Origin of the sequence: Halioglobus japonicus (assembly GCF_001983995.1) — a bacterium.
Lineage (GTDB): Bacteria > Pseudomonadota > Gammaproteobacteria > Pseudomonadales > Halieaceae > Halioglobus > Halioglobus japonicus.
The window spans coordinates 794,033-811,948 of sequence record NZ_CP019450.1; the positions used below are offsets into that span (position 1 = coordinate 794,033).

Here is a 17,916-nt window from a genome sequence, read left to right on the forward strand (position 1 = left end):
ACGAGTAAGCTGCTCGCAGGCCGCCCGGCAGCGGACCTCACCCAACCCACAGCGAATCACAATTACTCCGTCGCCTCCCGAAACTGCAAGCTGGCCAACCGTGCATACAGCTCACTGGATTCCAACAACTCCTCATGTCGCCCAGTAGCGACAATCCTGCCCTGATCCAGCACAGCAATCCGATCCGCATGGAGGATGGTGGATAGCCGGTGGGCGATGATGACCGTAGTGCGGTTCTGCATCAGCTCTTCAAGGGCCTTCTGCACCTGGTACTCGCTTTCCGTGTCGAGAGCACTGGTGGCCTCGTCCAGCAGCAGGATTTGCGGGTCATTGAGAATGGCGCGGGCGATGGCGATGCGCTGGCGCTGGCCGCCCGAGAGGCGCACGCCCTGTTCGCCAAGGTGACTTTGGTAGCCCTCGGGTAACTGGCTGATAAATTCGTGGGCGTGAGCGGCGCGGGCTGCGGCATAAATGTCTTCGTCACTGGCGTCGGGGCGGCCGTAGGCAATGTTGTAGCGGACATCGCCCGTAAACAGGGCCGGTTGCTGGGGCACCAGGGCTATATGGGACCGCAATTGCTGCAGGCCCAGTTCCCGGATGTCTCTGCCGTCCAGGCTGATCTGACCCTGCTGTGGGTCGTAGAAGCGTTGCAGTAAGTCAATGACCGTCGATTTACCGGCGCCGGATGGCCCCACCAGCGCCAAGCTTTGGCCGGCGCGAATGTCGAGGCTGAAGTCCGTGAGGGCCAACACTTCCGGGCGGGTCGGGTAGCTGAAAGAGACATTGTTGAGCGTCAGCGCAGGCCGACGATTGTTGTCCGGGACAGCTTGCTCGCCCGGGTCGGCAATCAGGCTGCGGGTGTTGAGTAGTTCTACCAGCCGCTCTGCGGCGCCTGCGGCGCGCTGCAGTTCACCCCATACTTCCGAGAGGGTGCCAAAGCCCGAGCCGACCATTACCGCGTAGAATACGAAGGCGCCAAGTTCACCGCCGGTCATGCGGCCGCTGATCACATCCTGGCCGCCCTCCCACATCATCGCAGACATGCTCGCAAACAGCATGAAGATGGCGCCGCCAATGAGCAGGGCGCGCTGGCGGATGCGTCGCCGGGCAACCTTGAAAGCGTCTTCGACCTCACCGGCAAAGGCATCGCTTTCGAACTGCTCGCGGGTGTAGCTCTGTACCACGCGAATGTGCTGAATGACTTCGCCGGCGTAGCTGCCCACGTTGGCGATACTGTCCTGACTCTGGTTTGACAGGCGTCGCACTCGTCGGCCAAAGAAAATAATGGGCAGGAGTACTAGCGGCACGCCCAGGGCAATGTATAGGCTGAGCTTGAGATTGGTGATGAACATCATCACCAGCGCACCCGAGGTGGTGAGGGCACTGCGCAGCGCCATGCTGAAGGAGGAACCGATAATGGTCTGCAGCAGCGTGGTGTCCGTGGTGAGGCGCGACATGATTTCGCCGGAGCGATTGGTTTCAAAGTATCCCGGGTGCAGGCGCACGATATTATTGAAAACCCCCTTGCGCAGGTCGGCACTGACACGCTCGCCAAGCCATGACACCAGGTAGAAACGTACGAAGGTGCCCGCGGCAATGGCGACGGCAATCGTGAGTATGAGGGTAATCGCCGCTCGCAGGTCCTCGCTGGTGCCGCCACCTATGCCCTCGTCGATGAGTACCTGCAGTCCGCGACCCAGCGCGAGTGTCGCGCCGGCGGTGAACAACAGCGCTAAGCTGGCGGCCACCAGGCGAATTTTATAGGGCCACAGCAGTCGGAATACGGGGAACAGCGAGCTCAAGGCTCCCTTGGGTCGATTCATGAGGCGCTGGCTTGCTCTTCGGGATGTTCGAACTCGATCAACTGGCGCGGCCCGTCGAAGCGGGCGCCGGATGCGTCGCCGATTTCGACGATGCCGAGGTTGAGCTCTTCGGCCACGACGAGAAACTCCTGGAAGATTACCGTGTCTACGCCGGCGTCGAGGCGCAGTATGGCTGTGCCTGCCTGGATATTCTCAAAGCGCACGCTGACCGTGTCTGCCAGCACCTTTTCGTGTTTGCTCATCATCTCCCGCACGGCCTCGAGCACGTGCTCCAACTGTTCCCGCGAGGGCAGAATCATCTGGTAACGGCGGAAGAAGCGGATGCGATCACGCTGGGTGAAGTTCTCGATTTCGACCGAGGAGAATACCGAGTTGGGGATGACCACCATGGAGCGATCCAGGGTGCGGATGAGGGTAGAGCGCAAACCGATTTCCTCTACCGTTCCAGTGACATCGCCGAAGCGGCAGAAATCTCCTGCGCTCACCGGGCGGGCGGTATAGAGGGTGATTGCGCCAATCACATTCTCGAGAGTCTTCTGGGCTGCCAGGGCCACTGCCAGTGAGCCCACGCCGAGGCCGGCGAGAATCGTCGACATGTCATAGCCGGCCTGCTTGGCCCAGTACAGGGCAATAATGGTGACCACCATAACTTTGACGATGGTCGTGAAGGGCTTGAGCAGGGCGACGTAGTGGGTATTGCCAGCATACTGCATTTTGCGGATCTGGTAGTCGCGCAAGAGGGACAGCAGCCCCATGATGAGCACGGTCCAGGCGATGTAGTCGAAGCCGGCGGATTCGATCAGAATGCGTGCGGTGAGCGACAGGCCCAGTTCGCCGATGAAATAGCGCACCAGGTGCAGAAACAGGAAGAACCGGAAGGAGCCCTTGAAGAAGCGCTTGATGCCCAGGGGGAACCGGTTGGGAATGAGCAGTGCGATGCGCATCAGTACATAGCTGATGATGGCGGCGGCCGGCCAGGCGAGTATAAAGGCGATCACCGCGCCCAGGACCTGCCAGTTCTGCATTCCCATGAAAGTGAACTCGGGCAGGAAGTTGGACACTTTGATGGCCGCTTCGTTAAAGCCCAGTTCGTCCCACATCAAGGGGATCTTGGCGACGGTCGCGTTCGACAGCTTCCAGATGCGACCACCTTTGCCGTCCGGTACCCGTTGGAGATAAATCGGTACCTCCTCATCGCTAAGGGTCACCAGGCCAATCTGGTCGCGGTAGTTGGGCAGACCGTCGTTGAGCTTGCCTTCCGGCGCGTCGCTAATGGCGGTGATGTCGAGAATATTCTGGCGGTTCCAGACGTAGCTGAGTGCCCTCAGGAGTTGCTCGTCCGTGAAATCGCCAATTTCGTCCTCGATATAGCGGCGGTCCAGGAATTTACCCGCGGCTTCGTAATCGTGTTTACGCATGGCCTCGCGCAGGCCCAGCATGGCGGCGAGGGGTGAGGCCTGATCTTCCAGGGCGTTTGGGTCGGTCGAGGAGATCTCTTCTACCAGTTGTTCAGACTTCTGCGCGGTCTCGATCAGCTCGCGAGCAGAGACATCCGGCGCTGGCTCATCGCCCTGCGCCCAGCTGAGTGTGGCGGGGAAAATGAGTATGGCGAGCATCGCCATGCACTTGCTGATATTCCACATGAGGTTTGGTCCTGTTCCCTGAGGCCCCATGTTAGCGCAAAGCGCGAGCTTGTGTTGTGTCAGGTCGGGTCCGGCTGTTGATTGCGCTGTTGGATAAAGCGTCCAAAGAACACACCGAACTCAAACAGAATCCACATGGGGATTGCCAGCAGTGACTGGGAGATCACATCTGGCGGTGTCAGCAGCATGCCGAAAATAAAGCAGCCGACGATGATATAGGGCCGTTTGCGGGCCAGGCTATCGGCGTCGGTAATGCCCGCCCAGATCAGGATGACGGCGGCGATGGGAATCTCAAAGGCAATACCGAAGGCGAAAAACAGCTTGAGCACAAAGTTCAGGTAGCTATTGATGTCGGTCATGATGGTAATGCCCTCGGGCCCCACGCTGGTAAAAAACGCGAAGATCAGGGGGAACACGACGAAATAGGCAAAGGCCGCGCCTGCATAGAAGAGCAGAATGCTCGACACCAACATGGGAATGGCGAAACGCTTTTCATGTTTGTACATGCCCGGCGCAACAAAGCTCCAGATCTGGTAGAGCACGTAGGGGATGGCGATAAAGACGGCGGTGACCAGAGTGAGCTTGAACGGCGTCAGAAAAGGCGATGCCACTTCGGTAGCAATCATGGTTGCGCCTTCCGGCAGCAGCGCGCGCAGCGGCTCCGACACGAAGGCATAGATCTCGTTGGCAAAGGGGAACAGGCAGATAAACACTATGAGTACTGCCAGCAGCGCGCGAAGAATACGGTCGCGCAGTTCGGTAAGGTGGGCTACCAGCGGCAGGGGCTGGTCGTCGATATCCGCTTCGCTCATTCGGCTTTGTCTGTTGGTTTTTCGCTGCCCAGTGGGTTCAGGTCGTGACTTGCCCGCTGCACGTCAGCGTTGATGTTGGTCGCCTCGTCGCTCAGTTGCTGCTGGGTTTTCTTGAGCTCCTGCATGACGGCGTCGTTGTGCAGTTCCTGTTCGACTTCACGCTTGATGTCGGTGAAGCCACGTTTAATCCGTGCCAGCCAGGCACTGCCGGTGCGGATAGCCCCCGGCAACCGCTCGGGGCCGATCACCAGCAGGCCGACAACGGCCACGATGACCAGTTCGGTAAAACCGATGTCGAACATCGGGGCTTACTTGTCCTTGGCTTCTTCTTCGGTCGCGGCCTGCTCCTGCGGGTCCGCCTTGTCGTCCTCAGACATGCTGCTGCGGAAGCCTTTGACGGCACTGCCCAGGTCTGAACCCAGCGTCCGCAGGCGCTTGGTGCCAAACAACATCACTAGAATGGCGAGGATAATGAGCAACTGCCATACACTGATACCACCTAAACCCATGACTAACTCCCGTTATCTTGTGTCAATCTTGTTGCTCGGATCTCGCGGCCTTTTCGTCCAGGCCTGAGATACCGAATCGTTGTGCCAGGCAATCCATAACTTCGCTGTGATCGACGTCCAGCTGGGCCATGGCGACCATGCTGTGAAACCACAGGTCGGCCACTTCTCCGACAAATTCGCTGCGGCTGCCACCCGCTTCCAGGTCCTTGGCCGCGAGAATGACTTCGGTGGCCTCTTCGCCCACCTTTTCGAGAATCTTGTTCAGGCCTTTGTGGTACAGGCTGGAAACGTATGATTCTTCCGGTGCGGCATTCTTGCGTTGCTCCAGGGTGGTGGCCAATTCAGCCAGTACATCGCTCATGCCTGCTTTCCTACCTTTGCTGCCGCTGGTGTTTGCCGTTAGCAGCGGTCCATGTTTCTCGTATCACGTCGAATTTCCGGAGGCTGATGTCACCCCTTCCGGAGACGGTGCAACATTATGGCACAGGGTGCGCTTTGTCACGACTCCCGCGGCCACAGCAGAGCCAGGCCCAGGGCCGCCAGTAACCAGGTGGCCAGCGGGGCCTGCTGAAGCTGAGTCCAGGCGCCTGGCACAGCCATTAATGCGGCGGCGCCAGCGGCAAGGCCAGCAACGATGTAGCGGCGCTGGCGCTGGACGGATTTGTGGGCGGCCTGCTGAATTTGCTGAACGTGTTGCTGCTGTGCGTCGAAGCGTTGCTCGAGCTCCCGGGTGTGCTGCAGGTTGTCGATGACGACATCGGGTAACTGCGGGAGTTGCTCCAGCCAGGACGGTGCGTGGCGCTGCAGTCGGCGGATGACCGACTGGGGGGAATAGCGCTGTGCCACCCATTCCTCGAGGAATGGCATGGCGGTATCCCACAGATTGAGTTCGGGGTAGAGCTGGCGGCCCAGCCCCTCGATATTCAGCAGTGTCTTCTGCAGCAGTACCAGTGAAGGTTGCACTTCCATGTCGAAGCGACGGGCGGTGCGGAACAGGTAAATCAGTAGTTCTCCGAAGGAAATTTCGCTGATCGGGCGCTCAAAGATGGGTTCACATACCGCGCGCATGGCGGATTCGAAATCCTGTACCCGGGTGTGTGGCGGTACCCAACCGCACTCCACGTGCAACTGGGCCACTTCGTGGTAATCGCGGCGGAAAATGGCCAGTAGATTGCGAGCGAGGTAGTACTGATCTGACTCCGACAGCGCACCGATAATGGCACAGTCCACGGCGATGTAGCTGGGATTGGCCGGGTCGGTAGCGTCAACGAAAATGTTTCCCGGGTGCATGTCGGCGTGGAAAAAGCTGTCGCGCAGCACCTGGGTGAAGAATATCTCGACGCCGCGCTCGGCCAGCACTTTCAGGTCGACGCCGCGCTCGCGCAGTGCGGCCATGTCAGTGACAGGAATGCCCGAGATGCGCTCCATAGTGAAGACGTCACGACAGCTGTAATCCCAGTAAACCTTCGGCACATAAACCAGGTTGCTGCCCTCGAAATTGCGCCTAAGCTGGGAGGCATTGGCGGCCTCGCGTCCGAGGTCGAGTTCATCGAGAATGACCAGTTCATAGTCGTTGACCACCTCTACCGGCCGAAGCCTGCGACCATCCGGGACATGGCGTTCAACGAGCCGGGCCAGGGTATACAACAGCGCAATGTCCTGGCGAATCACCGGCTCAATATCGGGGCGGACCACCTTGACCACTACCTCTTCGCCGCTGTGCAAGGTGGCCGCGTGTACCTGGGCGACGGAGGCGGAGGCCATTGGGGCCGCTTCGAAGCTTGCGTAAAGCGTATCGATGGAGCGTCCCAGTGCGGATTCGATAATGGCCAGGGACTGCTCCTGGGGGAAGGGCGGCACATTGTCCTGAAGGCGCGCCAGTTCATCGGCAATATCTTCCGGGAGTAAATCCCGACGGGTCGATAGCATCTGGCCGAACTTGATAAATACCGGGCCGAGTTCTTCCAGGGCCTTGCGCAGGCGCTCTCCCCGCGACATGGCCGGGCTGGGGGTTAATCGCCAGGGTGATAGTTTCAGGCCCCAGCGCAGCGCCCGGGGCAGGCGCTCGGTATCGATGAGTTCGTCGAGCCGATAGCGTCCGACCGTGCGGATAATTTTGGTCAGGCGCAGGACGCGGGACATGTCAGTTGCGCTCCCTGGCCGCGGTTGCCAGTTTGCGCTTAGCACGCGCGATGCGAGATTCCAGACGCTCTACCTGGAGCGCGAGCTCCTGTACATCGCCATAAAAATCTTCCAGCTCAAGTCGTGGTGGTGCCAGCCGCGCTTCCTCGTGAATAAATTCGCCCAGCTGGCGTTCGAAGCTGGTGCCGGCCTGTTTTCCCCAGGTAAATCCGGCGCGCAGCAGCTCGGCTAACTGGTGACCGGCGACATCGCCCATGGCATCTACCAGGGGCGCTTCCCAGTCCAGGTCGAGGCTGGCGAGTGCGGTTTGCAGCGCAATGAGCGGGGCGCTGTCGCCGTGCAGTTCGAGCTTGCTGTTGATCAGCGTGGCTGCCGGGTCGGCGGAGGTGGCCAGTTCAGCAAAGTCACTGGCCTCGCCGGTGATGCTGGTGGTGACCGGGCCATCGTAGATGCCCATAAACTGCAGTTCGCCGGCGCGCGGCTGCAGGTAGACGTCGACCAGTGGCGCCGTGCAGTGCAAGGCAAAGACAGCGTCTTCCAGTGGCGCAAGCGTCGCCGCCGCCTCCGGTGCGAGCGCGAGCGCCCGATTGGCTGCGGCTTCCAGCGCGGCCATGCTCGCTGTGTGAATCGTGGGATTAATTTCCCCGGTCATCTCAGGCCTTAATACCCTTGTGCAGGGCGACGATGCCCCCCGTCATATTGTGGTATTCGACCTTGGCGAAACCGGCGTCTTCCATCATGTCCTTGAGCGTGTCCTGGTCTGGGTGCATGCGGATTGATTCGGCCAGGTACTGGTAGCTGTCGGAATCTCCGGCGACCAGTTTGCCCATGAGCGGCAGTACCCGGAATGAATAGGTGTCATAGGCCTTGCTGAGCAGTTCGTTGTCCGGCTTGGAGAATTCCAGTACCAGCAGGCGTCCGCCGGGCTTGAGGACTCGCAGCATGGAGCGCAGGGCGGTTTCCTTGGCGGTCACGTTGCGCAGGCCAAAGGCAATGGTAATGCAGTCGAAGCTGTCGTCCGGGAAGGGTAGGAACTGTGCGTCTGCCTGGACAAATTCGATATTGCCCTGGTGGCCGGTATCCAGCAGTTTGTCGCGACCTACTTTGAGCATGGAGTCGTTGATGTCGGCCAGTACCACGCGGCCTTCGTCGCCAACAATGCGGGAAAATTTCGCCGCCAGGTCGCCGGTACCGCCAGCAATGTCCAGCACGCTGTGGCCTTTGCGCACCCCGGATAACTCGATGGTGAAGCGTTTCCAGATACGGTGAACGCCACCTGACATCAGGTCGTTCATCAAATCGTAGCGCGACGCCACGGAGTGGAATACGTTTGCCACCATGCCGGCCTTGGCATCGGTGTCGACTTCGCGGTAGCCGAAGTGGGTTTTCTGTTTCTCGCTCATGAATCCTCCTGAGGGCCGGGCATTGTACCTCGATAGCACCGGCGCCGTCAGTGGTCACTAGAGTTCGAGCTTGACCACCTGTACATCGGGGTCGCGGCTGGCGCCGGCCTCACTCAACTCGTCCAGGTAGGTCTGCCATAACTGGTCGCGATCGCGGCACAGTGTGTGCAGGTAATCCCAGGAGTAGAGACCGCTGTCGTGACCGTCATCGAAGACCAGTTGGAGCGCGTAGTTGCCGACCGGGCGGATAGCCGTAATGGCCACATTGAGCTTGCCGACCTGCAACACTTCCTGGCCGGGGCCGTGGCCTTTTACTTCGGCAGAGGGCGACATTACCCGCAGGAACTCACAACTCAGGCGAAAGCTTTCACCCCCGGGGTAGGAAAGTTCCAGTTCCCGGGAGCGGGTGTGCAGTTGAATGCCCTCAGGGCGCGTCGCGTCGTTCATGTTTAGAGGATAAAGCGCGACAAATCTTCGTCGGCGCTCAGAACTTCGAGTTTGTCGCTGACGTACTGCGCGTCGATGATCAGCGGTTCGCCTGACAAGCCGGCATCCGCCGCGCCAAACGATGCTTCGTCGAGTAGGCGCTCCATAACGGTATGCAGGCGTCTTGCGCCGATGTTTTCGGTCTTCTCATTGACATGCCAGGCTGTCTCGGCAATCTGGCGCAGGCCGTCCGCGGTGAACTCAATGTGCATGCCTTCAGTTTGCAGGAGTGCCTGATACTGCTCGGTCAGCGAGGCGCTGGGTTCGGTGAGGATGCGTTCGAAGTCCTCAGGTGTCAGTGCGTTCAGTTCCACGCGTATTGGCAGGCGACCCTGAAGTTCGGGAATCAGGTCCGATGGTTTGGCCAGATGGAAAGCGCCCGAGGCAATGAACAGGATGTGATCTGTTTTAATCATGCCGTGCTTGGTGCTGACGGTTGAGCCTTCGATCAGCGGCAGCAGATCGCGCTGGACGCCCTCGCGAGAGACATCTGCGCCGGCGCCTTCGCTGCGCTTGGCGACCTTGTCGAGCTCATCGATGAATACGATGCCGTTCTGTTCGGCTGCATCAACAGCCTTTTGCTTGAGCTCGTCCTCGTTAACCATTTTGGCCGCTTCCTCGTCGCACAGGGCGGCAAAGGCGGCTTTCACCGGCATCCTCTGAGTTTTGCTCTGGCCCTTGGACATATTGGAGAACATGCTCTGCAGCTGGTTGGTCATCTCTTCCATGCCGGGAGGCGCCATGATTTCCATGCCCATGGACGGAGTATTGACGTTTACTTCGATTTCTTTCTCATCCAGATCGCCCTCGCGCAGCTTTTTACGCAGTAACTGCCGGGCAGTTTCCCCGGTGCTGCCTTCCTTGTCCCTGGCGGGTGGCAGGAGGATATCGAGAATGCGTTCCTCGGCGGCTTCTTCGGCGCGGAACCGTACCCGGGTCATTTCCTGCTCCCGCAACATCTTGATGGAGACGTCCACCAGGTCGCGAACGATGGATTCCACGTCGCGGCCCACGTAGCCCACCTCGGTAAACTTGGTGGCTTCGACTTTGACAAAGGGCGCGTTGGCCAGCTTGGCCAGGCGGCGAGCGATTTCGGTTTTGCCAACACCGGTGGGGCCGATCATCAGAATATTCTTGGGGGTGATTTCTGCCCGCAGCTCTTCCGGCAGCTGCATGCGGCGCCAGCGGTTGCGCAGGGCAATGGCCACTGCCCGTTTGGCCTCATCCTGGCCGATAATGTGTTGATCGAGTTCCGAGACAATTTCCCGGGGGGTCATATTGGACATGGGTTACGCCTGGTTGGAATCGCCGCAGTCGAGCTCTTCGACGGTGCGGTTGTGATTGGTGTAAATACAGATGTCGCCGGCAATCGCCAGCGCTTTTTCCACGATTTCCCGGGCCTCGAGCTCGGTGTTGTCGAGTAGCGCACGGGCGGCTGACTGGGCGAACGGACCGCCCGAGCCGATGGCAATGAGGTTGTCCTCGGGTTCGATGACGTCGCCATTGCCGGTGATAATGAGCGATGTTTCCTTGTCGGCGACTGCCAGCAGTGCTTCCAGTTGGCGCAGAGAGCGCTCTGTGCGCCAGGCCTTGGCCAGTTCGACAGCCGCCCGTACCAGGTGGCCTTGGTGTTTCTCGAGCTGCGCTTCAAACAACTCAAACAGGGTGAATGCGTCGGCGGTGCCGCCGGCGAATCCGGCGATGACCTGGTCTTTATAGAGTCGGCGCACTTTGCGGGCATTGCCCTTCATCACGGTATTGCCAAGGGTAACCTGGCCATCGCCGCCAATGACGACTTTACCGCCGCGGCGTACCGAAAGAATAGTTGTGCCGTCTGGTTGTTTCACGGTGAATCTCCTGCTGTGGTCAGCTGGATATGGGGGTGAACTGCGCCCAGTTCAAGGCGCGAGAGTCATTTGAATGGCGGGATACGCCTAGGCTCAGCTGCTGCGCTTGAGCACCAGAGTGTCGATGTTTTGTGCAGCGGTGAGGCTGCGAGCCTTGGACATCTTGGAGCGTGTGTCGAAGGGGCCGAGATAAACCCGGAACCAGCGCCCATTGTCGCCGTTACTCTCGCGGACATTGGGCTCGAGGCCGAGTAATAGCAGCTCTGCCCGGCGCCGGTCGGCGTCTTCACGCTGGCGGAAGGAGCCGGCCTGGAGCAGGTAGTATTCGGAGGGGCTGGTTGTCTCGGTCACCGGCTTGGCAGGCTCTGGTGCCGGCAGGTCCTCTTCCATGCTCTGCTCGGGCAACATGGTGTAAAAGTCGAAACGCGGCTTGGGCGGCTCCTGGCTGTCGGTGCCAGCGGTGGGTTCCGCAGTGGACGCCGGCCCGGTTGACCCAGTTGGTGGCAAGGTGCCCAGGTAGAACAGCAGGCTCAGGAACATGCCAGAGAGCAGGCCTGCGCCATACCACTTGAGGCCGCTGACGAACCCGCCCCGGATTTCTGGGCGGGTTGCTTCTTGCGCGCGGGGGCCTTTTTGCGGGTGCTGCCTTTTTTCTTGGCGAAATCCTGGGCCATGTTTTACATGCTCTCCGGTGCCGATACGCCCAGCAGATCCAGGCCATTGGCAATCACCTGACGCACTGCTTCGCTCAGGGCCAGGCGCGCGTTGCGCACCTGGGTATCTTCAACCAGGGTCTTGTGGGCGTTGTACCAGGCGTGGAAATCGCCCGCCAGGTCCTTGAGATAATTGGCTACGGTATGTGGTTCGCTGTCACGGGCCGCGTTGGCGACCACTTCCGGGTAGCGGTCGAGGCGACGCAGCAGGGCCGTTTCGTGTTCTTCCTGTAACTGGTCGAGGTCGGCGAGTGCCGCTTCCCGGTCCCAGCTGCCGCCTTCTTCGGCGAGCTTGCGCATGATGGAGCAGACACGGGCGTGGGCGTACTGGATGTAGTACACCGGGTTGTCGTTGCTCTGCGACAGTGCCAGGTCAATATCGAACGTGAGTTGTGAGCTGGGCCCGCGGGCCACCAGGAAATAGCGTGTGGCGTCGCGGCCCACTTCGTCGATCAGGTCGCGCAGGGTGACATAACTGCCGGCCCGTTTGGAAATTTTGACTTCCTCGCCGTCGCGCATCACGGTCACCATCTGGTGCAGTACGTAGTCGGGCCACCCGGCCGGAATGCCCTTGTCCAGGGCCTGCAGGCCGGCGCGCACGCGGGTTACGGTGCTGTGATGGTCGGCGCCCTGTTCATTGATGACCCGTTCGAAACCGCGCTGCCACTTGTTCAGGTGGTAGGCAACGTCCGGCAGGAAGTAGGTATAGCCGCCATCGGTTTTGCGCATCACCCGATCTTTGTCGTCGCCAAAATCCGTTGTGCGTAGCCACAGCGCGCCACCGTCTTCGTAGGTGTGGCCCTGGTCGATAAGGCGGGCGACGGTCTCTTCCACTGCGCCGGATTCGTACAGTGAGGACTCGAGGAAATACAGGTCAAAATTGACGGCGAATGCCTTGAGGTCGAGATCCTGTTCGCGGCGCAAATAAGCCACAGCAAACTGGCGGATTGCTTCCGTATCGGCGGGGTCGGTCGCGCCGGTGACATGTTTGTCGGCCGCATCAACGGTTTCGCCCGCAAGATATGCCTTGGCCACGTCAACAATATAGTCGCCGCGATATCCGTCTTCGGGCCACTCGGGGCTCTCCGGGCTCAGGCCCTGGCAGCGCGCCTGGACCGAGCGGGCCAGGTTGTCGATCTGGGCGCCGGCGTCGTTGTAGTAAAACTCGCTGGCTACGTCCCAGCCCGTGGCGGCCAGTAGTCGGCAAATACTGTCGCCGACTGCTGCGCCGCGGCCGTGACCGACGTGCAGAGGGCCGGTGGGATTGGCGGACACAAATTCCACCTGCACCCTGCGGCCCTCGCCGGTGTTATTGCGGCCAAAGGCCTCGCCCTGTTCGAGCACCTGGCGGACGACCGCGCGGCTGCTGCCCTGGGACAGGAAAAAATTGATAAAGCCGGGCCGGCAATCTCAGTGCGATCGAGAATATCGGAGACAGGCAGAGCCTCACAGATCAGCGTGGCCAGATCCCTGGGCTTCATGCCGGCGGCCTTGGCCAGGGTCAGCGCAATATTACTGGCCAGGTCACCGTGGCTTTTGTCTTTGGTGCGATCAATCTGGATGCGAGGGGTGGTGTCGGCCGGGAGCTGTTGCTGCTCGACCAGTGCCGCCAGCGCCTGTTCAATCAGCTGGGAGATTTGTTCCTTCATTGCGGGGGAGATTACCTGCGTGTATTGGTTCTGGCGCCGCGATTGGCGCAATGGGCGTATTATCGCCGCTCGCGGCGCCGAAGGCCAGACACAGGCGGTCTTAGAACATGTCCTGGGGGTCGATGTCGACCGACCAACTGAGATTGCGGGCCACTTTCTGGCGCTGGGCGATACTGACCAGTAGCCGCGCGGCCCGGTGAACCTGGGCTCGCTCGCCGCCGTGAATCAGCAACTGGGCCCGGAACCGACCGGCCCGGCGCTGCATGGGGGCGGGTAGCGGGCCAATCAGGGCCACGCCGGCGGGCATCTGACGCTGGGCGTTGTGACGCAGTGTCTGCAGGAAGTGTTCGCCCTGGCGGGCGTCGGTGCAGTCGCTGCGCAGCAGGGCGAGGTTGCCCGTCGGTGGCAGGTTGCGCTCTAAGCGCTCCGCCAGCATGGCCAGTGCTTGCTCGTGATAGGTCTGGCTCAGGGTGCCCTGCAGGCACGGATGCTCAGGGTGGTGGGTCTGGATCAGTACCTGGCCACCGGTGTCAGCGCGTCCGGCGCGTCCGGCCACCTGGGTCAGCAGTTGGGCAGCGCGTTCTTCACCGCGAAAATCGCCGCTGAATAACAGCGCATCCATGTCGATGACGCCCACCAGGGAGACCGCGGGGAAATGGTGGCCCTTGGTAAGCATCTGGGTGCCCAGCAATATGCAAGGCTGGCCTTCATTAACCTGATCGACCAGCGCCTGCATGGCCTCCCGGCCCTGCATGGAATCGCTGTCGACGCGATACAGGGCGGTGTCCGGGAATCGTTGCCTTAGAAACTCTTCTGCTTGTTCTGTGCCCACTCCCTGGGTAAGTAATTGCTCACTGCGGCACTGTGGGCAGCTACCCGGCAGTGGCTCGCTGTGACCGCAGTGATGGCAGCGCAGACGGCGCTGGCGGCGATGCAGCGTCAGGCGTGCGTCGCAGTGGTTGCAGTCGGCGATCCAGCCGCAGTCGTGGCACTGCACGGTCGGAGCAAAGCCGCGCCGATTGAGAAACAGAAGGGACTGTTCGCCCCGGGCCAGTGTATCCCCCACGGCCTTGACCAGGGCTTCCGACAGGCCGGCCTGGAGCGGCTGACGGCGTACATCCAGAACGGTGAGTTGGGGGAGCTCGCCGCTACCGGCTCGCTCGGTGAGGCGGTGGTGCTGATAGCGGCCCTGCAGCGCATTGTGCAGGGTCTCCAATGAGGGCGTGGCACTGCCCAACAAGACCTGGCAGCGCTCGAGCTGGCCGCGCTTTACCGCCACATCCCTGGCAGAATAGCGGAAACCGTCCTGCTGCTTGAAAGAGCTGTCGTGTTCCTCGTCGACCACGATCAGGCCGGGATCGACCATGGGGGTCAACACCGCAGAGCGCGTGCCAATGACAATCCGTGCGATACCGGTGCGCGCGGCCTCCCAGGCCCGCTCGCGCTGGACCTCGCCGAGGCCCGAGTGCAATACGGCGATATCGGTATCAAAGCGCTGCTCAAACCGCGCCAGGGTCTGAGGCGTGAGCCCAATTTCCGGAATCAGGACCAGGGCTTGCTTGCCCTGGGCCAGGCAGTGGGCAATCAGCTGCAGATAAACCTCGGTTTTGCCCGACCCGGTGACGCCCTCGAGCAGATGGCAGCTGAACCCCTCTGAGGTTGCTATCAGTGCCTGTAGCGCCTGCGCCTGTTCGTTGTTGAGCGCCAGGCCCGGTCGAGCGCTGGCGTGGCAGTGGGCGGGAGATATCTCGCAGGGTTCTGCTAGCCCTTTGTCCTGCAGGGATTTCAACGCCGGGCGTTTGATGCCTGCGGCGGCCAATTGCTGGCCGCTGGTGGGGCCTTGCTGGCGCAGGGCCGCAAGCGCCTCTGCCTGACGCGGCGAGCGCCCCAGTGCGCCCTCGCCCAGGCCCTTGCCCTGGGTGGTTAATTGCCAGCCGGGAATAGTCAGGCCGCGGTGCGGGTTGCCTTTGCGCAGGCGGGTGGGGAACGCCGCCGCCAGGACTTCGCCGATCGGGTGCTGATAGTAGTCGGCGGCCCACTGGCAGAGTTTCTGGAGGGTCTTCGGTAGCAGTGGTTCCGGATCCAGCAGCTCGCTGGCTTGCTTGAGCTCGAAATCGGTGGATTGAGGATCTGCCATGACTTCCACCAGCACGCCGCAGAGCTCGCGGTGGCCAAAGGGAACGCTGAGCCGTTGCCCCGGGCGCAGCTGCGCCGATTGGCTGCCTGCCGGCGGCAGGTAGTCGAACAGCGCGCGCAGGGGCGTTGGCAGGGCCAGACGCAGTATGGTCACGGTTGGGGGTCGTCCTGGGGTCAAAACGCCAGTGTAACAACCGGTTGCGTGCCCCGCCAAAGGCGACCTCAATGGCGCGAAAACGGCCAATATTGAGTACTTGCTAATCGGGCAGGGTCTGGTAATATGCGCGCCTCTTTTTCTCCAGCAACCGGATGCGGTGCCCGACAGGGATCGGGTGGCGGCATCATTAAGGAGCTATACAATGCAAGCTGAACTACATCCCAAGTACGAAACCGTGACTGCTACCTGCAGCTGCGGTAACAAGATCGAAACTCGCTCTACCCTGTGCCAGGACCTGCACATCGACGTGTGCTCGAAGTGCCACCCGTTCTTCACAGGTAAGCAGAAGATTGTTGATTCCGGCGGCCGTGTAGACCGCTTCAAGAAACGTTTTGGCAGCCGCGGCACCAAGAAAAGTTAAGCGTCAAAACGTGCTGCGCTTCGTCGCAGAGCAGAAAAAGCGCCGACCCACCGCGAGTCTGGCGCTTTTTTTATGTCTGGCCGTCAGTGCTTGCGATGGCGCCGGGAGCCCCGCAGGCAGCGCCTCGACAGCGGTCGCGCAGTGCGCCGCAGATCCCGCGACCCTGCGCAAAGCCGCGGTAGAACATGTCTACGATGGCGACACGCTACGGTTGCGCGGTGGTGAGCGTGTTCGGCTGGTGGGGGTGAACACACCTGAGCGGGGTCGAGATGGCGCTGCCGATGAGCCATTCGCTGAAGAAGCCCGGCGTACCTTGCAGGACCTGACCCGTAGTGGCGAGGTTTGGTTGGCCGATGCTGCCCAAGCACGGGACCGCCATGGGCGGCTGCTCGCCTATACCTTCGATGCCCAGGGCAATAGCCTGTCGGCCCAGTTGCTTGCCCAGGGCATGGGCTTTCACGTTGCCATCGCTCCCAATACTGCCTACGCCGATTGTCTGGCAGTTGCGGAGTCAGGGGCGCGCGCTGCCCGGCGGGGTGTGTGGGGTGAGCCTTTCTATGCGCCGGTGCGCATGGCCGATCTCGGCCCTGGCGACGGTGGATTCAAGCGGGTCCGCGATGTGGTGACCCGGGTGTCCTTCAAGGATAACGGCTGGTGGGTGCAGCTGGGGGGCAAGTTGGGGGTCAAGATAGCTGAACCGAACCAGGCGGCGTTTAAGCGGTCTGAGCTGAGGCGTCTGGAGGGTCGGGAAGTCGAAGTGCGCGGCTGGCTGGTGCCCAGAGACGGTGGTTGGTGGATGCTCACCCTCGGTCATCCCGAGATGCTGGAAATGAATCCTTCGTAGCGTAAATTATCACCTTGTGGCAGTAGCCGCTTTTCATTATTCTCTCACTCCTTTTTTTCGGGGATACTCCATGTCAGAAGAGCTGATGCAAGATGCGTTGGATTACCATGCGCTGCCAACGCCGGGCAAAATCAGTGTGGAATTGACCACCCCCGCCGAAACCCAGCGAGACCTCTCACTTGCGTATTCACCCGGTGTCGCTGAGCCCTGCCGTGAAATCGCCGCCGATGTCGAGAACGCCTATCGCTATACCGGCAAGGGCAATCTTGTGGCGGTGATCAGCAACGGTACCGCTGTATTGGGCCTGGGCAATCTGGGCGCACTGGCCAGCAAGCCGGTGATGGAAGGCAAGGCGCTGCTGTTCAAACGTTTTGCGGGCATTAACTCCATCGATATTGAAGTTGAAACCGAAGATGCGGGCGAATTTATCGATACGGTTGCCCGTATTGCCACGACCTTTGGCGGCATTAACCTGGAAGACATCAAGGCACCCGAGTGTTTTGAGATTGAGTCTGCGCTGATTGAGCGCTGCGATATTCCGGTATTTCACGATGATCAGCACGGTACCGCGATTGTGACCGCGGCCGGGCTCGTGAGCGCGCTGGAAATTCAAGGCAAGCGGATTGAAGACGCCGTAGTAACCTGCCTCGGTGCCGGTGCCGCAGCGATTGCCTGCATGCGCTTGCTGATCAGCCTCGGTGCGCGCCGGGAAAACATTTATATGCTGGACCGCCGCGGTGTGATTTATGAAGGCCGCGAAGGGGTGAACACCTACAAGCAGGAGTTCGCCAATCGCACCGACAAGCGCAGCCTGTCAGATGCCATCAGTGGTGCAGACGTCTTTATCGGCCTGTCCGGAGCTGATCTGCTCAGCCCGGAAATGCTGCTGTCCATGGCGGACCGCCCGGTGGTCTTTGCCTGTTCCAACCCCGACCCGGAGATTAAGCCGGAGCTGGCACTGGCGACCCGGGATGATCTGATTATTGCCACCGGCCGGTCGGACTACCCTAACCAGGTCAACAATGTGCTGGGCTTCCCCTTTATTTTCCGCGGCGCGTTGGATGTGCGTGCCAGCGCCATTAATGAAGAGATGAAGGTGGCAGCGGTACAGGCGCTGTGCGACCTTGCCAGGGAACCGGTTGAGCAGGCTGTGCTCGATGCCTGTGGCGTGGAATCACTGGCGTTCGGGCCTGAGTACATCATACCCAAGCCCATGGACAGTCGTTTGCTGGGGCGCCTTGCGCCGGCGGTGGCGCGGGCAGCGATTGAGTCGGGCGTGGCCCGGGTGGCGCTGCCGGAGGACTACGCGCCCACGCTCTGATCCAGGTTCG

18 protein-coding genes and 1 pseudogene are annotated in these 17,916 nt (G+C 60.8%); 3 read left to right on the forward strand and 16 right to left on the reverse strand.

The window, feature by feature from the left end; genetic code table 11:
• Positions 1–62: 62 nt before the first annotated feature.
• The 16 genes and pseudogenes from BST95_RS03800 to BST95_RS03870 all read right to left on the reverse strand — a co-directional run bounded on the left by BST95_RS03800 (position 63) and on the right by BST95_RS03870 (position 15,317).
• Positions 63–1,823 carry an ABC transporter transmembrane domain-containing protein gene (locus BST95_RS03800; protein WP_084198224.1) on the reverse strand — a complete coding sequence of 587 codons (1,761 nt, stop codon included), beginning with the start codon at positions 1,821–1,823 and terminating at the stop codon, positions 63–65.
• A complete protein-coding gene (locus BST95_RS03805) occupies positions 1,820–3,466 on the reverse strand; it encodes a mechanosensitive ion channel family protein (protein WP_229801742.1) in 1,647 nt (548 codons plus the stop codon). The genes BST95_RS03800 and BST95_RS03805 overlap by 4 nt, the downstream gene beginning before the upstream one ends.
• Before the next feature lie 59 nt (positions 3,467–3,525).
• Entirely contained in the window at positions 3,526–4,278 is a 753-nt protein-coding gene (gene tatC, locus BST95_RS03810) for a twin-arginine translocase subunit TatC (RefSeq protein WP_066057165.1), read from the reverse strand.
• Positions 4,275–4,580, reverse strand: coding sequence for a Sec-independent protein translocase protein TatB (gene tatB / locus BST95_RS03815; RefSeq protein WP_084198225.1), 306 nt, complete (start codon positions 4,578–4,580; stop codon positions 4,275–4,277). The genes tatC and tatB overlap by 4 nt, the downstream gene beginning before the upstream one ends.
• Before the next feature lie 6 nt (positions 4,581–4,586).
• On the reverse strand, positions 4,587–4,787 hold the full coding sequence (tatA, locus tag BST95_RS03820; protein ID WP_084198226.1) for a twin-arginine translocase TatA/TatE family subunit: 201 nt from the start codon (positions 4,785–4,787) through the stop codon (positions 4,587–4,589).
• A 22-nt stretch (positions 4,788–4,809) separates the two neighbouring features.
• Entirely contained in the window at positions 4,810–5,148 is a 339-nt protein-coding gene (locus tag BST95_RS03825; RefSeq protein ID WP_084198227.1) for a phosphoribosyl-ATP diphosphatase, read from the reverse strand.
• A 137-nt stretch (positions 5,149–5,285) separates the two neighbouring features.
• Complete coding sequence (gene ubiB / locus BST95_RS03830) at positions 5,286–6,929, reverse strand: ubiquinone biosynthesis regulatory protein kinase UbiB (RefSeq protein ID WP_084198228.1); 1,644 nt, start codon at positions 6,927–6,929, stop codon at positions 5,286–5,288.
• Position 6,930: 1 nt separating this feature from the next.
• Positions 6,931–7,581 (reverse strand): ubiquinone biosynthesis accessory factor UbiJ, encoded by a 651-nt coding sequence (locus tag BST95_RS03835; protein WP_084198229.1) that lies wholly within the window; start codon positions 7,579–7,581, stop codon positions 6,931–6,933.
• Between the two features lies 1 nt (position 7,582).
• Positions 7,583–8,332 carry a bifunctional demethylmenaquinone methyltransferase/2-methoxy-6-polyprenyl-1,4-benzoquinol methylase UbiE gene (gene ubiE, locus BST95_RS03840; protein ID WP_084198230.1) on the reverse strand — a complete coding sequence of 250 codons (750 nt, stop codon included), beginning with the start codon at positions 8,330–8,332 and terminating at the stop codon, positions 7,583–7,585.
• Between the two features lie 57 nt (positions 8,333–8,389).
• Positions 8,390–8,779, reverse strand: coding sequence for a gamma-butyrobetaine hydroxylase family protein (locus tag BST95_RS03845; RefSeq protein WP_084198231.1), 390 nt, complete (start codon positions 8,777–8,779; stop codon positions 8,390–8,392).
• 2 nt (positions 8,780–8,781) lie between these two features.
• Positions 8,782–10,104, reverse strand: a complete 1,323-nt coding sequence (gene hslU / locus BST95_RS03850) for an ATP-dependent protease ATPase subunit HslU (protein WP_084198232.1) — start codon at positions 10,102–10,104, stop codon at positions 8,782–8,784.
• Positions 10,105–10,107: 3 nt separating this feature from the next.
• Positions 10,108–10,665, reverse strand: a complete 558-nt coding sequence (gene hslV, locus BST95_RS03855; RefSeq protein WP_084198233.1) for an ATP-dependent protease subunit HslV — start codon at positions 10,663–10,665, stop codon at positions 10,108–10,110.
• A gap of 93 nt (positions 10,666–10,758) precedes the next feature.
• Positions 10,759–11,205 carry an SPOR domain-containing protein gene (locus BST95_RS03860; RefSeq protein ID WP_240500260.1) on the reverse strand — a complete coding sequence of 149 codons (447 nt, stop codon included), beginning with the start codon at positions 11,203–11,205 and terminating at the stop codon, positions 10,759–10,761.
• On the reverse strand, positions 11,196–11,339 hold the full coding sequence (locus tag BST95_RS19920) for a hypothetical protein (RefSeq protein ID WP_169843843.1): 144 nt from the start codon (positions 11,337–11,339) through the stop codon (positions 11,196–11,198). The genes BST95_RS03860 and BST95_RS19920 overlap by 10 nt, the downstream gene beginning before the upstream one ends.
• A 3-nt stretch (positions 11,340–11,342) precedes the next feature.
• Positions 11,343–13,027: pseudogene (gene argS, locus BST95_RS03865) on the reverse strand (arginine--tRNA ligase).
• A gap of 100 nt (positions 13,028–13,127) precedes the next feature.
• Positions 13,128–15,317, reverse strand: coding sequence for a primosomal protein N' (locus BST95_RS03870; protein ID WP_084198235.1), 2,190 nt, complete (start codon positions 15,315–15,317; stop codon positions 13,128–13,130).
• A gap of 205 nt (positions 15,318–15,522) precedes the next feature.
• On the opposite strand from BST95_RS03870, the gene rpmE reads away from it, so the two are divergent.
• From rpmE to BST95_RS03885, 3 genes are all read left to right on the forward strand, one after another.
• Positions 15,523–15,741, forward strand: a complete 219-nt coding sequence (gene rpmE, locus BST95_RS03875; protein WP_084198236.1) for a 50S ribosomal protein L31 — start codon at positions 15,523–15,525, stop codon at positions 15,739–15,741.
• A 10-nt stretch (positions 15,742–15,751) separates the two neighbouring features.
• Entirely contained in the window at positions 15,752–16,585 is an 834-nt protein-coding gene (locus tag BST95_RS03880; RefSeq protein ID WP_169843844.1) for a thermonuclease family protein, read from the forward strand.
• A 70-nt stretch (positions 16,586–16,655) separates the two neighbouring features.
• Complete coding sequence (locus tag BST95_RS03885; RefSeq protein ID WP_084198238.1) at positions 16,656–17,906, forward strand: malic enzyme-like NAD(P)-binding protein; 1,251 nt, start codon at positions 16,656–16,658, stop codon at positions 17,904–17,906.
• The last annotated feature ends 10 nt before the right edge of the window (positions 17,907–17,916 follow it).

What these genes read in the sequence shown, in the direction of transcription:
- BST95_RS03800 (WP_084198224.1), bottom strand. Translation starts at nt 1,823, where the DNA reads ATGAATCGACCCAAGGGAGCCTTGAGCTCGCTGTTCCCCGTATTCCGA.
- BST95_RS03805 (WP_229801742.1), bottom strand. Translation starts at nt 3,466, where the DNA reads ATGTGGAATATCAGCAAGTGCATGGCGATGCTCGCCATACTCATTTTC.
- tatC (WP_066057165.1), bottom strand. Translation starts at nt 4,278, where the DNA reads ATGAGCGAAGCGGATATCGACGACCAGCCCCTGCCGCTGGTAGCCCAC.
- tatB (WP_084198225.1), bottom strand. Translation starts at nt 4,580, where the DNA reads ATGTTCGACATCGGTTTTACCGAACTGGTCATCGTGGCCGTTGTCGGC.
- tatA (WP_084198226.1), bottom strand. Translation starts at nt 4,787, where the DNA reads ATGGGTTTAGGTGGTATCAGTGTATGGCAGTTGCTCATTATCCTCGCC.
- BST95_RS03825 (WP_084198227.1), bottom strand. Translation starts at nt 5,148, where the DNA reads ATGAGCGATGTACTGGCTGAATTGGCCACCACCCTGGAGCAACGCAAG.
- ubiB (WP_084198228.1), bottom strand. Translation starts at nt 6,929, where the DNA reads ATGTCCCGCGTCCTGCGCCTGACCAAAATTATCCGCACGGTCGGACGC.
- BST95_RS03835 (WP_084198229.1), bottom strand. Translation starts at nt 7,581, where the DNA reads ATGACCGGGGAAATTAATCCCACGATTCACACAGCGAGCATGGCCGCG.
- ubiE (WP_084198230.1), bottom strand. Translation starts at nt 8,332, where the DNA reads ATGAGCGAGAAACAGAAAACCCACTTCGGCTACCGCGAAGTCGACACC.
- BST95_RS03845 (WP_084198231.1), bottom strand. Translation starts at nt 8,779, where the DNA reads ATGAACGACGCGACGCGCCCTGAGGGCATTCAACTGCACACCCGCTCC.
- hslU (WP_084198232.1), bottom strand. Translation starts at nt 10,104, where the DNA reads ATGTCCAATATGACCCCCCGGGAAATTGTCTCGGAACTCGATCAACAC.
- BST95_RS03860 (WP_240500260.1), bottom strand. Translation starts at nt 11,205, where the DNA reads ATGTTCCTGAGCCTGCTGTTCTACCTGGGCACCTTGCCACCAACTGGG.
- BST95_RS19920 (WP_169843843.1), bottom strand. Translation starts at nt 11,339, where the DNA reads ATGGCCCAGGATTTCGCCAAGAAAAAAGGCAGCACCCGCAAAAAGGCC.
- rpmE (WP_084198236.1), top strand. Translation starts at nt 15,523, where the DNA reads ATGCAAGCTGAACTACATCCCAAGTACGAAACCGTGACTGCTACCTGC.
- BST95_RS03885 (WP_084198238.1), top strand. Translation starts at nt 16,656, where the DNA reads ATGTCAGAAGAGCTGATGCAAGATGCGTTGGATTACCATGCGCTGCCA.